This window comes from Hydrogenovibrio sp. 3SP14C1 (assembly GCF_029625905.1).
Taxonomy (GTDB): Bacteria; Pseudomonadota; Gammaproteobacteria; order Thiomicrospirales; family Thiomicrospiraceae; genus Hydrogenovibrio.
In genome coordinates, this window is sequence record NZ_JARTLM010000012.1 from 1 (window position 1) to 14,407 (window position 14,407).

A 14,407-nucleotide genomic window follows, 5' to 3' on the forward strand; every position below is an offset into this window, starting at 1 on the left:
TGGGGAACTGAAAAGGTAGCTCATTAGCTAACCTTTTTCTATTCCTAGGTGTTGCACTTGCTTGTTGAATCTATGGAGTAAAAAAGCCGCTTTAAAGCGGCTTTTTTTATGAAACGACAAAACTATAAAACAACCAGGCCTGGCTGTTTTTAAAGAACTTTGCGAATAATATTGGCTAAATTATCAGGGTTAAAGGGTTTTACAATCCAACCAGTTGCTCCTAATGCCTTACCTTGCGCCTTCATTTCTGGGCTGGCTTCTGTAGTCATCATTAAAATTGGCACAAATCGGTAATCGTTCAGGTTGCGCGCTTTTTCTAAAAAGGTTAATCCATCCATGACCGGCATATTAACATCAGAGAGAATCACGTCAAAAGCTGTTTTTTTCATGGCTTCCAGAGCTTCTTGGCCATTTTCAGCCATCGTTAATTCAAACTCTTTGCCAATGACCAAATTGACCAACTTCCGCATTGAAGAAGCATCGTCAATATAAAGAACTTTATTCATTCAGGCTTTCTCGTTTCTAAATTCACTTAACTTTAGCATACAAAGATAAGCGATATTTCAAAATTTATCTGAAACCAAGAGCAGACCTTGTTACAATAATTTTTTTTACTTTTAAGGTATTGAAACAAGATGTTACAAAGCATTAGAAATCACGCTCAAGGTTGGATAGCCTGGGTTATAGTTGGATTGATTATTCTAACTTTTGCACTTTTTGGAATTGATCAGTATGCCAAAGGGGACAAAATTGTTGTCGTTGCAGAAGTGAATGGTGAGGATGTCACTGCCAGCGATTTTTTAACGCTTTACAGCCGCCAAAAAGCTCGCCTAAAAAACCAGTTTGGTGAAATGTATGATCAAGTGGTGAAGGACGAACAACTGCGTGATGATGTGATGGATGCTTTGATTGAATCAGAAGTGGTTCGTCAATGGGCTGATTCGCATAACATGATGATTTCAAACCAGCAACTTTCAGCCACCATTGAATCAGCTGAAGTCTTTCAGAAAGATGGTAAGTTTGATCAGCAACGTTACCAAGAAATCCTGTTGCAAAACGGATTGAATGTGGCACGTTTTGAGCATGAACAAAGACAGTTTCTGATCGAAAACCAAAACCGTCAATTAACGATGGCCTCCGCCATTTCAAGTGATGCTCAGTTAGCGCAATTAGCCGCACTTCAGTTTCAGCAGCGTGATGTGAACTATTTAAGAGTTGATCAGCGCCCTTTCATGCAGAAAGCGCAGATTACGGAAGAAGAGATTCAAACGTATTACAACAATCATAAAGAGGACTTTATTACGCCGGAGCAAGTAGTGTTAAGTTACGTGCTGTTGTCAAAGCAAGACTTGGCAGACAAAGTCAAGGTAGATGAAGAGGCATTAAAACAATTCTATCAAGCTAACAAAGATCAATTTACTCAGCCTGAAAAACGCCAAGCTAGCCATATTTTGATCAAAGTGGATGCTGAGTCTCAGGATGCTGATGCCCAGAAGACCATTAAAGAAATCCAAGCTAAATTAGCTGCTGGAGAAGATTTTGCAAAACTGGCAAAAACCTATTCAGATGATCCGGGCTCTGCCAATATGGGTGGTGATCTGGGACTTTTCCAGCAAGGCATGATGGTGCCTGCATTTGATAAAGCAGTCTTTTCAATGAAGCTTAATGAAATCAGTGAACCGGTTAAAACGGAATTTGGTTATCACCTAATTAAGTTAACAAAGATTCAGCCTAAGAAAACGCAGGATTTTGCAGACGTGAAAGCGGAAGCAGAAAAAATTTATCGTCGTCAGCAAGCAGATAAACAATATTTTGATGAGCTTGAACAGTTGAATACGATTGCTTATGAGCAGGCTGACTCTTTAATTCCAGCAGCGGACGCGGTTGGGTTGGAAATCAAAACCACAGAACCTTTTTCAAGAGTCGGTGGTGATGATGATGTTACCTCTAATGGCAAAGTCATTACGGCGGCGTATTCTGAAGAAGTCAAAAAATCTGGTTTGAACAGTAGTGCAATTGAAATTTCACCTGATGCTTCAGTTGTCATTCGTGTGAAAAAAGTGATTGACGAAAAACAACAGACTTTGGCTGAAGTGAAAGTCGATATTGAAAAAATTCTTAAACGAGAAGCAGGCGTGAAAGCCTCTGCAGAACTTGCGAAAAAACTTCACGAGCAACTTTTAAAAGGCGATCAAAAAATGGCCGACTTGAAAAAAGACGGTGTAGAATTTTCGAATGTTGGTTGGTTAGAACGTGAAAATCGTCGTCTTTTACCTCAACTGACACAAGCGATCTTTAAAGCACCTAAGCCAAAAGATGGTCAGCCTACTTATACGATTTATGCGTTACCGACAGGGGATTCTGTTGTGATTGAAATCTTGCGTGTAAAAGAAGGTTCTTTGCCGGATGACAAAGCACAGTTAGCGCAAATGAAGTCTGCACTGGTTCAGTTGGCAGGTGTTTCTGAAGCAGATGCACGTGTCCAAGCGATGGTTGCTAAAGCGGATATTGAGCGTAAAGAAAACTATAAAACGATTAAGTCCGCAAGATAATCGTCTAAAACGACCAGGCCTGGTCGTTTTTAAACAATAAAAAAGCCCTGTGTTCGAATGAGCACAGGGCTTTTTTTATAATTTAGGGGTAAGCGGTCGTTTGTTTAACCAAATTTATAATGTTTTTTGATTGGGAATTCGACTGACCAATAACAATTAAGTCCTTGGCGAAAAGTCACTAAATCGCCGGGTTTGATATGGTACTGAGTTCCGTTTTCTGTCGTGACAGTCACTTCACCCTCGAGCACATAACATACTTCTTGCTCATCATAATGCCAAGGAAAATTCGATACTTCCTTTTCCCAAATAGGCCAATCTCTTGTTCCAAGAGAGGCTAGTTGGTCTTCACTTGGGTTTGACTCGATTGTTACATCCTGATCCATCGTCGTGCTCCTTAATTCGGATTGCGTTGTTATGAATGAGATGACGGCGGCTCGTTGTCGTCAAATGATTTAAATTCGTTTTTTAACGGGACTCGATAAAGTGATTGTGCCGATTTTAAATATTTCTTACGGTACCATAGTAGTCCCCAGCGGGTACCACCGACTTGTCTCCATAAAAGAGAGGCTCGAATACCTGCCAGCAATAATGCTCTGATTTTATTCGCAGTTTTAGGGTTTTGTAAATGCCCGTGTTGGCCATTCACAATAATTCTTGGACTGATTTGACTGATATTCTCCGAATAAGCTCTTGCCAGTGTGGCGATAACATTTTCATGGAAGTCGTTAAAATGCTCACGCTGTGCGCGAGCAGACTCAATCACTCGAGAAACTTTTTGCAAAGCCCCGTCCGTTTTAGAAACGTTTTTTTCTAAAATCATTAGACTCAAAACATATTTAGTAATTTCAATATTACGAGATGAAACTGCTTGATTAGAACTCATTTGGGAGAGAAGGGTGTTCACGCCTAATTGAATATTGGCGACATCTCCGCCGAACACATCCAAAGTATCTTGTGGGTTTTCACAAAAAAGTGAATTGATTGTCGCTTCATAGGCTTTTTCATCGGTTTTACCTGTCGTTGCCAGCTGGAATACCTGCTGTGAGACTTGGTAAATGCCTATCAGTGCAATGGCTTTATCTTGGTCGGTATATGTCATAAATAGAGTCAGTCGTTTCCGTTAATGTCAGATAAAGAATGGTAGCGCCCTGTAATAATGGCACCCCCTAAACAGGTTTCGCCATCATAAAACACCACAGATTGCCCTGGGGTAATGGCGGTTTGCTCTTCATCAAATTGTACAATAATTTCCCCCTCTTTCTCAGAGAGGATTTGGCAAGGCTGTTCCGGTTGGCGATAACGCACCTTCGCTTTCAAAGGGTGCTTTAATGGTGGGCATTGACCTGAAACCCAGTCACAAGTGTTTGCCGTTAAAAAAGCATGGTTCAATAATGGGTGGCCTGATCCTTGTACAGCAATCAGTTGGTTCGTTTCCAGATTTTTGTCGGCAGAAAACCAAGGCAACCCGGAATCGCCAAAACCACCCCCAATACCCAAGCCTTTTCGTTGGCCAAGCGTGTGATACATTAACCCTTCATGATGACCAATCACGTCACCTTCGGTATTTACTATATCCCCCGGCTGTGCTGGTAAGAACTGTTGTAAAAAATCTTTGAACTTACGTTCACCGATAAAACAAATTCCTGTGCTGTCTTTCTTGTCATGCGTGATTAAGTCAGCTTCTTCTGCTAATTGACGAACATAAGGTTTTTCCAGCTCTCCAATCGGGAACATGGATTTTGACAACTGATGCTGCTGTAACGTGTAAAGAAAATAACTTTGGTCTTTATTATTGTCCAACCCTTTTAACAAATAACACTGTCCGTTCTCATCCCGGCTGATGCGAGCATAATGTCCGGTGGCGATATAATCGGCACCTAACGTCATAGCATGATCTAAAAACGCCTTGAACTTCACTTCTTTGTTACACAGGATGTCTGGGTTAGGAGTGCGTCCGGATTTATATTCCGCCAGGAAATGTTCAAAAACGTGGTCCCAATATTCACCCGAAAAGTTTTCCACGTGCAAAGGGATTTCGAGCTTTTCGCAAATGGCTAATACGTCTTTTAAATCCTCTGCGGCAGGGCAATAGTCTTCGGTATCATCACCTTCCCAGTTTTTCATAAATAACCCTTCCACGTCATATCCCTGTTGCTTTAGCAACAAAGCGGTGACAGAAGAGTCCACACCACCGGATAGTCCGACGATGACTTTAATCTTTGAATTATCTTGTTTTGATGTTTGCATGTTGTTATTCTATCACGAATTTTTGACGAACATGGATTCGCCCGGTTGTAAGTTTTTAAGCTGGTAATCACCGATTTGAGTACGAATCAAACGCAGTGTGGGAAAGCCGACGGCCGCTGTCATTCGGCGAACTTGACGGTTCTTTCCTTCTGTGATGCTAAGCTCCACCCAAGTGGTGGGAATATTTTTACGCTCACGAATCGGCGGATTTCTTGGCCATAACCACTTAGGTTCTGCTATTTTGCGTGCTTTGGCAGGGCGTGTCAGACCATCTTTTAGGGTGACGCCTTGTTGTAACTGTTTTATGGCTTCTTTACTGATGTCGCCTTCTACCTGAACCAAATAGGTTTTCGGTTGTTTATGCTTTGGGTTGGCGATTTGTTGTTGGAGCTTGCCATCATTGGTCAGTAACAATAATCCTTCCGAATCTCGATCCAATCGACCGGCCGCATAGAAACCTGGTTGATCGATAAAATCTGCCAGCGTTTGGCGCTGATCTTTAAACTCGGGCTCATCCGTAAATTGACACAGCACATTAAAAGGTTTGTTAAAAAGCAGCAGTTCACTCATGTTGACTTATATTTTTCCGGCTGGTGGGGTAAAATAACGCCTATTCTAACATCTTTAATCCAATTCAACGTGAACGTTGAAGCACTCTAATTAGGAAACTCTAATGACCGCAAAGATTATTTATACACTCACTGACGAAGCACCTGCACTAGCGACTTATTCTCTTTTACCGATTGTTGAAGCTTTTACCAAAGCGGCTGGCGTGTCGGTTGAAACGCGCGATATTTCGTTAGCAGGGCGTGTTCTAGCGAACTTCCCAGACAAGTTGAGCGAGGCTCAGAAAGTAGGGGATGCATTGGCCGAGTTAGGTAGTTTAGCGAAAACGCCGGAAGCGAATATTATCAAGTTGCCTAATATTAGTGCTTCGGTGCCGCAATTGTATGCCGTCATTAAAGAGTTACGAGCTCAAGGGTATGACATTCCGGATTATCCTGCGACACCGAAAAATGCTGAAGAAGAGAAAATCAAAGCCACCTACGCCAAAGTACTGGGTAGTGCGGTTAACCCGGTTCTGCGTGAAGGGAATTCTGATCGTCGTGCCCCGACCTCAGTGAAAAATTTTGCCAAAAAACATCCGCATTCAATGGGGGCTTGGTCTGAAAATTCAAAGTCAAAAGTGGCACATATGACTGAAGGGGATTTTTACGGTTCAGAAAAGTCGCTGACTTTGCCAGAAGCCACGGAATTCAAAATCGAATTCGTTTCTAAGTCAGGAGACACTAAAGAATTGAAAGGCACAGCACCTTTGCAAGCGGGCGAAGTAATCGATGCGGCTGTCATGAGTCAGAAAGCGCTAAGAGGCTTTTTGGCCAAAGCTGTGGCGGAAGCTAAAGAACAAGGTATTTTATTCTCGATTCATTTAAAAGCGACCATGATGAAAGTGTCTGACCCGATTATTTTTGGTCAAGCTGTGTCAGTCTTCTTTGAAGACGTCTTTAAAAAATATGCCGATGAGTTTGAAAAGCTAGGCATCAACTTGAATAACGGGTTGGGCGATGTTTATGCCAAAATCGAATCATTGCCAGCCGATAAACAAGCTGAAATTGAAGCGGCTATTGCCAAAACCATTGAAGACAAAGCGGATATCGCGATGGTAGATTCGGACAAAGGCATCACTAATTTACACGTGCCGTCAGATGTCATTGTCGATGCGTCAATGCCAGCGATGATTCGTACCTCAGGAAAAATGTGGAACAAAGACGGACAGCAACAAGATACGCTAGCGGTGATTCCAGATCGTTGTTATGCCGGCGTTTACCAAGAAACCATTAACTTCTGTAAGCATCACGGTGCATTTGATCCAACCACAATGGGAACTGTGCCGAATGTGGGGTTAATGGCGCAGAAAGCCGAAGAATATGGATCGCATGATAAAACTTTCCAAATGGACAATGCCGGTACGGTCCGAGTGGTTGAACCAAATGGTAACGTGCTGCTGGAACAAACCGTGGAAGCAGGCGATATTTTCCGTATGTGTCAGGTAAAAGATGCGCCGATCCAAGACTGGGTCAAGCTGGCTGTTAATCGTGCGCGTGCCACCAATACACCGGCTGTTTTCTGGCTGGACACTAATCGCGCACATGATCATCAGTTGATTGAAAAAGTGAACCATTACCTATTGGATCACGACACAACAGGCTTGGAAATTCACATTATGTCGCCAGAAGAAGCGACGCGCTTTACGCTGCGTCATGTAAAAGAAGGCAAGGATGTGATTTCGGTCACGGGGAACGTATTGCGTGACTATTTAACCGACTTATTCCCGATTCTAGAATTAGGAACTTCAGCGAAAATGCTGTCTATTGTGCCTTTGATGAACGGCGGTGGCTTGTTTGAAACGGGTGCGGGTGGTTCTGCTCCGAAACACGTTCAACAGTTTATGGAAGAAAACCACCTACGTTGGGATTCTTTAGGTGAATTCTTGGCATTGGCAGTATCATTAGAACACTTGGCAACGCATTTCAATAACCCGAAAGCACAAGTGTTGGCGGATACATTGGACAAAGCCACGGGGCGTTTCCTTGAAAACAATAAATCCCCTTCGCGTAAAGTGGGCGAAATTGATAACCGTGGCAGCCATTTTTACTTAGCGATGTACTGGGCGCAGGAGCTGGCAGCACAGGCAACCGATGCGGAGTTAAAAGCTCGTTTTGAAAACGTGGCGGACGCTTTAGTGAAAAATGAAGACACGATTATGTCAGAATTGAATGGTGCACAAGGCAAGCCGGTTGATATTGGTGGCTACTACAAGTTTAATGGTGAGTTGGCGAGCCAAGCCATGCGCCCAAGTGCCACGTTAAACACTTTGATTGATGCTGTCTAAATAATCTTTCAAATCGTTTAAAACGAGAGCCCGTAAAACAACCAGGCCTGGCTGTTTTTGATATTAAAAGCCCGCTTTATGCGGGTTTTTTAATGTAGATTTATCCGTTTTTTAAAGGACTGGCGTCACTTGTTGTTAAAACGACAGGTACAAAGTGTGATTTTTTGCTCGTGTCACATTTTTAATCGAATGCGGGCTCCATTTTTTATACATAAACAGCAAAGCCAGTCTATTTTCGTATAGAATAATACTTAGTTCGGATGTATACACTCACAAAGGCAAAAAACATGGTTTAGGCACTATAATTTAGGCCTTATAAAATAGCTTTTTATTTTAATTAAATTAATAATATCAATTATTTAAATGTGGTTGTTTACTAAATATATAACAAAAAACATCAATTTTATAAGTTATTGATCTACGTAAAAAATATAAGTTAGGATGTCTAATAATAGTTAGTTCCGACGCTTGCGCGTCGGAACTAACGGGCTGCGGATTTCCATCCACTTGTGTCCCGCGCAAGCGCTGGACTAACAAGCGTATGAAGCGGACAGTCCTTATGAAAATAAATTTTCAACGGACATGCCGCTTATCCGCAGCCCGTTAGGCAAAAGGAAATCAGATGGATTGGCTATCTTTTACATCCAAATTAATTGAACACACAGCATGGCCTTTCTCTTTTATAGTGGTCATAATTTTGTTGCGCGATCCAATCGTAAAAGTTTTGTCAGGTATACAAAAGTTAAAAATAAAAGATGTAGAGTTAGATTTTAGTGAAACAATTAAATCAATTCAAAAAGATATGCCACTGACCAGCGGAAAAGCCACATGGGAAGTTACAAGTACAAAAGACTTAAAACCTAATATGAAGTGGCTAGCGGAAAAGACTCCTCTTGGAGTGGTTTTGCAAGCCTGGGATAGTTTAGAGTCAACCGTAATTGAGTGTGCGAAACAAAAATCTGGAAATTCTTACTATAACGCAGGTCAAGCTATCGAATGGCTGGAATTGAATAATCATATAAAAGAAGGGCATATAAATCTTTACTATAGATTACAAGCTATTAAAGTAACATTTTCAAATCATGAAAATGTAGTTCTCCCTAAAGAACGGGCACTGGAATATTCAGATACGGTATTATCAATAGTAAGAGAGATTCAAGAGGCTTCTAATGCCTAACAATCCACTCAACCCGACCGCGCTAACGCGCGGCCGGTTAGCTTAAACGTTAAACAGTAAGAAGTACGAACAATGAATCAGGCATTTGCAGATAGAATTGCAGAGGAATTCAAAGGAATCACTGGGATAGAGGTGTTCCAAGAATTCATGGACAGCGGTCCTACCCATAACCCAACTTCTCTGCAAACCGGCATGTGTGGTGTCTATGCTTTCGTGGCTGGCGAGCATTGTTTCAAGGTGGGAAAGGCTGGGCCGAAAAGCAAAGCACGCTGGAATTCACATCACTACAACTTGGATGAAACGACGCCCAGCACAATGCCCAAGTCGATCTTTAAGTACAGGGGTCCGTTTAAACAGTGCTTCCCCGAGGGCAAGCACCGCGAGATAGATGAGTTAAACAAAGAAAATATCCAACAATGGATAAAAGAGAACATGTCTAGGATGGAATTTTTGATAGAAGACCAGGGCGACGGATTCGCCTTGAACTTGTTAGAAGCGCTCGTGCAGTTCCATCTAAAACCCCTTTTCGAAGGCCGTCATGTTTAACCAGTGGGTGAAGCCGACCGGTACTACGCTGCGCTCCGTCCCGGCGGCTTACCCGGGGCGTTAGTTCCGACGCTTGCGCGTCGGAACTAACGGGCTGCGGCTTTCCATCCACTTGTGTCCCGCGCAAGCGCTGGACTAACAAGTGTATGAAGCGGACAGTCCTTATGAAAATTAAGAAAAGGGGACGTTACCCTTTGATTCAGCAAGAAGAATAAGTAATCATTAAAAACCCGTAAAAATAACCAGGCCTGGTTATTTTTACGGGCTTTTTGGTTTAGAAAGGCTCAAAAAGGGTAGATGAATGGCTGAACAATCTTGGGTAGTGTATTTATTAAAGTGTGGTGACAACACGTTGTATTGTGGAGTGACGACCGATTTAGATCGACGACTTCGTCAGCACAATGGTGAGGTTAAAGGTGGGGCGAAATACACTCAAGCACGAAGACCTTGTGAATTGGTTTATCAGCAAGTTTGTGAGGATAAAAGCACGGCCATGAAGCGAGAATATGACATTAAGCAGTTTTCTCGGATTCAAAAAGAGCAATTATGTTCTAAGGCAGGAGCGTAAAAAACGACCAGGCCTGGCCGTTTTTTACGAAGTTGCGTGTATCTTGAGTTTATAATTCAACGTCATAGTAAACGTTCTGAACATCATCCAACTCTTCCAGCATTTCAAGGAATTTCTCGAACATTTCACGGTCTTCTTCGTTTTCGATGGGTTTGGTCATGTGCGGTAAGAATTGAATTTCGTCCACTTCAAAGTCAATCGCACCAAAGGCATCGATTAAGGCCGTTTTGGCTTTAGCATATTCGGTATTTGGAACAAAAACACTGATTTTACCGTCTTCATTTTCAATGTCAGAAACATCGACATCTGCCATCAATAACGCTTCCAGAACCGCTTCTTCGTCTTCACCCGCAAACACTAAAATGGCGGCGTGGTCGAACATGTGGCTGACACTGCCTTGCGTGCCGATTTTGGTTTTGGTTTTGGTGAAGCAGCTACGCACATCCCCAAAAGTACGATTTGGGTTATCCGTTAGGCATTCAATAATGACCATGCTGTTGCCCGGGCCGTAACCCTCATAGCGTGCAATGGCAAAGTCTTCTCCACCGCCCCCTTTGGCTTTGTCGAGTGCTTTGTCGATAACGTGTGCCGGTACTTGGGCTTTTTTGGCGCGTTCAATCAACCCTTGTAAAGCAAGATTGCTTTCAGGTTCGACACCGCCGCTTTTTGCGGTGACGTAAATTTCTCGGCTGAATTTGCTGTAAACTTTGGCTTTGGCGTCTGATGTTTTCGCCATGGATTCTTTGCGGTTTTGGTAGGCTCTACCCATCTGTTTTTTCCGTTCGAATTTTTTAAAAACGTAAATTTTACACAATCAGGCGATATGTTGCCGAACTTTAACTTTTAAGGTGAGAGTTTTAATTTTAAATAGCTGAGAAAAACGGGGCTAAATTGACTTGTTACGTGTTTTTGATTACATTTAGGCTGTATTAAAGAAATAGAAATGTCAATGGGAGCAAACCGATAATCAGGTTGTTTCAATAGTTGTTGTTGAGCAGCATGCTATGATTCTTAAATTGTGTGTCTTATAAATGAAAAGGGTTTTTTTGTGAAAGTTAATCACGCACTTGGGGTTGTTTTTTTACCAGTTTTTATGGGGTTAAGTGGTTGCTTTCCTTCTGATATGAGTGTGAAAGCTTCTCAGTTGAATTCGATTGATCAACGTTTGGTCAAACTGGACCAGACGTTGGCTCAACGTGACCAAAAGCAACTGAAGTTGGTTAGTGAATACAAAACGTCGGTTGATAAGCAGCAAGCGGTTTTGAAAAAAATTGAAGCCGATGTTTCCGACTTGAAAAAACAAGTTCAAGCGGATGCAAAAAGTCGTTCGGCACAAGCAAAACGAAGCCGACCAATGGATACCCAACAGGTTAAAAATCAATCTGGTTATCTGTATGTAGGGGATAAGTTATTGATTGGTGAGATTGAAGATGTTCATTTAAGCCCTGTTGATTTGGAACTTGAGGCAAGAATTGATACTGGAGCAAAAACCTCTTCTTTAGATGCTCAGAACTTGAAAGTATTTGAGCGTGATGGTGAAGAATGGGTGGCTTTTAATTTTGTGGACAGAAAGACAAAGGAAGTACATGAAATTGAACGACCTGTCAGTCGGTTTGTGTTGATTCTTCAGTCAAACTCAGAAGAAAAAGAACGCCGTCCTGTTGTGAAGTTCAAATTAACCATTGGTAATGTGCCACAAATGGTCGAATTTACGTTGTCGGATCGTTCACATTTAGATTTTTCAGTATTGATCGGTAGAAATGTTTTGAAGGATTTAATGTTGGTTGATATCAGTAAGAAAAAAATTGCCCCTCCTGAAATGTCTTCTCTAGAGAAAGAGGTGCTCAAGTAATGTCTCGTTCCTCTTTTTACTTTTTCATTGTGTTATTGGTGTTTATCGGTTTGGTCACGGCTTGGATGCGGCATGTGGATACAGGCATTCCTCTAAAGCCAGGTGATAAAGCTTCTGCCTGGATGATCGAAGCCCGCGTTGATTTCAAGGCGATGGAAGGTAAGCCCGTTTTGGCGAGTTTGAACTTACCAAAACATATTCCGGGATTCCGTTTATTTTTTGAACAGACAGCTTCCCCGGGATACGGGTTTACAATTGTAGACAAAGAGGGGGTACGACGTGGTGAGTGGAGTATTCGAGAAGCGTCAGGCGCTCAAACCTTATATTATAAGGTTCAAGTGGTGGTGGATAAAAATGAAAAAGGCGTGAAACAACCCAAGCCTGAAGAAAATGCACAAGTTATTAATCTTATTTGGGATCAGGCTGAGCAAATAGCGGCACGACAGTTATTAGCGAAAGCGTATAACCAGTCCAGTACGGATGTCAGTTTGACGAGAGAACTGATTAAGTTGCTGTCGAGTCGCTCAGAGAAACAAAATGCGGCATTGTTGATGGAAGGGCACAGTAAAGCGGAAGTTCTGCAGAAGTTATTGACGGATGCCGGGATGAAAGTGCGCGTCCCAATGGGACTATATCTTGAAGATCGACGTCGTAATCAGTCTTTAGTGCCAATGATAGAGATTTATTCTGCGGGTGAGTGGCATTTGTTTGACCCGGAAACGGGAAAACAAGGGTTGCCTGAAAATTTCTTATTGTGGAATCGTGGTGGAAATTCATTGATTGACTTGATCGGTGGGGAAGATGCTCAGGTCGGTTTTTCGATGATTGAGCAAAAAATGCCAGCAGTGGAGTTGGCACAAGAATATTCGAGTGACGAGGGATTTGGCATACTGAGTATTCATCATCTTCCGATTGAAGAACAGAGTGTGTTTAAGCTCTTGTTGTTGTTACCGATTGGGGCTTTGATAACGGTGATGATGCGAGTGTTGATTGGGATCAAAACTTCTGGGACTTTTATGCCGGTTTTGATTGCGATGGCCTTTATACAAACCTCTTTAGGATTAGGGTTAATCAATTTTATTGCGATTGTTGCCATCGGGTTGATGTTGCGCAGTTATCTTTCTGCTTTGAATTTGTTACTGGTAGCTCGAATAGCCACCATTATTGTCATCGTGATTTTTATTATCGGGTTGATGAGTCTGGTTGGGTACAAGCTTGGGTTCAATACGGGCATGACAGTGGCATTCTTCCCGATTATTATCTTGGCCTGGACCATTGAGCGAATGTCGATTCTGTGGGAAGAAGAAGGCGCGAGACAAGTTCTGATTCGAGGGGGAGGGAGTTTACTCGTTGCTGTGGTGGCGTATCTTGGGATGCAAACGTCTTGGGTCGGGTATTTGAGCTTCAATTTCCCTGAATTAAACCTGGTGGTCGTGGCAATGATTATGTTGCTAGGTCGATACACCGGGTATCGCTTATTAGAGTTGCGCCGTTTCCAAGCAATGGATCAAGCTTGATGTTCAAATCAATGTTTAAGTGGATTAGCTGGCGCCGATTGAATGACATTGGCATTTTGGGTATGAATGGACGTAATATCGATTATATTGGTAAATATAATGATCGCTCTCTTTATCCCTTGGTGGATAACAAGTTTAAAACCAAGCGGATGGCGCAAAAATATCAAGTGCTTGCACCCAAACTCCAAGGTGTGATTGAACATCAATATGAAGTGAAAACCTTGGTTAATTTGTTGGCTGATAAGGATGAGTTTGTCATAAAGCCTGCACGAGGCTCCGGTGGAAAAGGTATTTTGGTGATTACCGGTCGTAAAGGAGATCAATTTGTACGAGCCTCAGGGAAAGAGATAAGCTTGGAGAGTATTGAACGCCATGTAACTAATATTTTAGCGGGTCTATATTCTTTAGCTGGAGCGCCGGATGTGGCTTTGATTGAAGATTTGATACATGCGGATCCCTTGTTTGATAAATACTCATACCAAGGTGTACCTGATATCCGTATCATAGTGTTTAAAGGCTATCCGGTCATGGCGATGTTGCGTCTTTCAACTGAGGTATCTGATGGGAAGGCAAACTTCCACCAAGGCGCCGTCGGGGTTGGATTGGATATGGCAACCGGTAAGGCGGCTTATGCCGTACAGTTTGAAAAACGATTAGAGCATCACCCTGATACGGGACAAGTTTTAAATGATATTCAAATTCCAAACTGGCCAGATTTATTGTTATTGGTATCCAAATGCTACGATATGATTGGGTTGGGCTATTTAGGCGCGGACATTGTGTTAGATAAAGATAAAGGACCAATGTTGTTGGAGTTAAATGCACGCCCTGGGTTGTCTATCCAATTGGCGAATGGAAAAGGGTTGTTACCTAGACTACGTCAAATCGAAGCACTTGAAGAAACGCATTTAACCGCTGAAAAACGAGTGGCTTATGTTTTAACATCTCTGCAATAACAAGTGGTTAGAAAAACCCTTCCTTTCATATTTCTTCATATGATCTTGATATACATCATAAATAAAGATGAATTGTTCTGATAATCTGTTTAATATGTC

At 42.2% G+C, this 14,407-nt stretch carries 14 protein-coding genes; 8 read left to right on the forward strand and 6 right to left on the reverse strand.

Going from position 1 to position 14,407, the window contains the following annotated elements; genetic code table 11:
• Positions 1 to 149: 149 nt before the first annotated feature.
• A complete protein-coding gene (locus P8629_RS10270; RefSeq protein ID WP_278166047.1) occupies positions 150 to 506 on the reverse strand; it encodes a response regulator in 357 nt (118 codons plus the stop codon).
• Between the two features lie 129 nt (positions 507 to 635).
• On the opposite strand from P8629_RS10270, the gene P8629_RS10275 reads away from it, so the two are divergent.
• Positions 636 to 2,552, forward strand: a complete 1,917-nt coding sequence (locus tag P8629_RS10275; RefSeq protein ID WP_278166048.1) for a SurA N-terminal domain-containing protein — start codon at positions 636 to 638, stop codon at positions 2,550 to 2,552.
• A gap of 104 nt (positions 2,553 to 2,656) precedes the next feature.
• On the opposite strand, the gene P8629_RS10280 is transcribed toward P8629_RS10275, so the two are convergent.
• From P8629_RS10280 to P8629_RS10295, 4 genes are read right to left on the reverse strand one after another with little or no spacing between them, the layout of a single operon-like run.
• On the reverse strand, positions 2,657 to 2,935 hold the full coding sequence (locus P8629_RS10280) for a cupin domain-containing protein (RefSeq protein WP_278166049.1): 279 nt from the start codon (positions 2,933 to 2,935) through the stop codon (positions 2,657 to 2,659).
• Between the two features lie 29 nt (positions 2,936 to 2,964).
• A complete protein-coding gene (hflD, locus tag P8629_RS10285; protein WP_278166050.1) occupies positions 2,965 to 3,651 on the reverse strand; it encodes a high frequency lysogenization protein HflD in 687 nt (228 codons plus the stop codon).
• An 8-nt stretch (positions 3,652 to 3,659) separates the two neighbouring features.
• Positions 3,660 to 4,799 (reverse strand): tRNA 2-thiouridine(34) synthase MnmA, encoded by a 1,140-nt coding sequence (gene mnmA, locus P8629_RS10290; RefSeq protein WP_278166051.1) that lies wholly within the window; start codon positions 4,797 to 4,799, stop codon positions 3,660 to 3,662.
• 12 nt (positions 4,800 to 4,811) lie between these two features.
• Entirely contained in the window at positions 4,812 to 5,369 is a 558-nt protein-coding gene (locus P8629_RS10295) for an rRNA large subunit pseudouridine synthase E (RefSeq protein WP_278166052.1), read from the reverse strand.
• A gap of 103 nt (positions 5,370 to 5,472) precedes the next feature.
• Here P8629_RS10295 and P8629_RS10300 point away from each other — a divergent pair, with 103 nt between their 5' ends.
• The 4 genes from P8629_RS10300 to P8629_RS10315 all read left to right on the forward strand — a co-directional run bounded on the left by P8629_RS10300 (position 5,473) and on the right by P8629_RS10315 (position 9,983).
• On the forward strand, positions 5,473 to 7,692 hold the full coding sequence (locus tag P8629_RS10300; protein ID WP_278166053.1) for an NADP-dependent isocitrate dehydrogenase: 2,220 nt from the start codon (positions 5,473 to 5,475) through the stop codon (positions 7,690 to 7,692).
• A 622-nt stretch (positions 7,693 to 8,314) separates the two neighbouring features.
• Positions 8,315 to 8,869: a hypothetical protein gene (locus P8629_RS10305; protein WP_278166054.1), complete on the forward strand. Its 555-nt coding sequence runs from the start codon at positions 8,315 to 8,317 to the stop codon at positions 8,867 to 8,869.
• Between the two features lie 72 nt (positions 8,870 to 8,941).
• The gene (locus tag P8629_RS10310; protein ID WP_278166055.1) at positions 8,942 to 9,415 is read left to right on the forward strand and encodes a hypothetical protein; all 474 of its coding nucleotides are present in this window, start codon (positions 8,942 to 8,944) and stop codon (positions 9,413 to 9,415) included.
• Positions 9,416 to 9,716: 301 nt separating this feature from the next.
• Positions 9,717 to 9,983 (forward strand): GIY-YIG nuclease family protein, encoded by a 267-nt coding sequence (locus P8629_RS10315; RefSeq protein ID WP_278166056.1) that lies wholly within the window; start codon positions 9,717 to 9,719, stop codon positions 9,981 to 9,983.
• 49 nt (positions 9,984 to 10,032) lie between these two features.
• Here the strand turns inward: P8629_RS10315 and P8629_RS10320 are convergent, their stop codons facing one another.
• A complete protein-coding gene (locus P8629_RS10320; protein ID WP_278166057.1) occupies positions 10,033 to 10,752 on the reverse strand; it encodes a YebC/PmpR family DNA-binding transcriptional regulator in 720 nt (239 codons plus the stop codon).
• Positions 10,753 to 11,031: 279 nt separating this feature from the next.
• On the opposite strand from P8629_RS10320, the gene P8629_RS10325 reads away from it, so the two are divergent.
• The 3 genes from P8629_RS10325 to P8629_RS10335 are packed head-to-tail and all read left to right on the forward strand — an operon-like array spanning position 11,032 to position 14,308.
• Positions 11,032 to 11,835, forward strand: a complete 804-nt coding sequence (locus tag P8629_RS10325) for an ATP-dependent zinc protease family protein (RefSeq protein ID WP_278166058.1) — start codon at positions 11,032 to 11,034, stop codon at positions 11,833 to 11,835.
• The gene (locus tag P8629_RS10330; RefSeq protein WP_278166059.1) at positions 11,835 to 13,352 is read left to right on the forward strand and encodes an inactive transglutaminase family protein; all 1,518 of its coding nucleotides are present in this window, start codon (positions 11,835 to 11,837) and stop codon (positions 13,350 to 13,352) included. Before P8629_RS10325 ends, P8629_RS10330 begins: the two co-directional genes overlap by 1 nt.
• Positions 13,352 to 14,308, forward strand: coding sequence for an alpha-L-glutamate ligase-like protein (locus P8629_RS10335; RefSeq protein WP_278166060.1), 957 nt, complete (start codon positions 13,352 to 13,354; stop codon positions 14,306 to 14,308). The genes P8629_RS10330 and P8629_RS10335 overlap by 1 nt, the downstream gene beginning before the upstream one ends.
• Positions 14,309 to 14,407 lie beyond the last annotated feature (99 nt).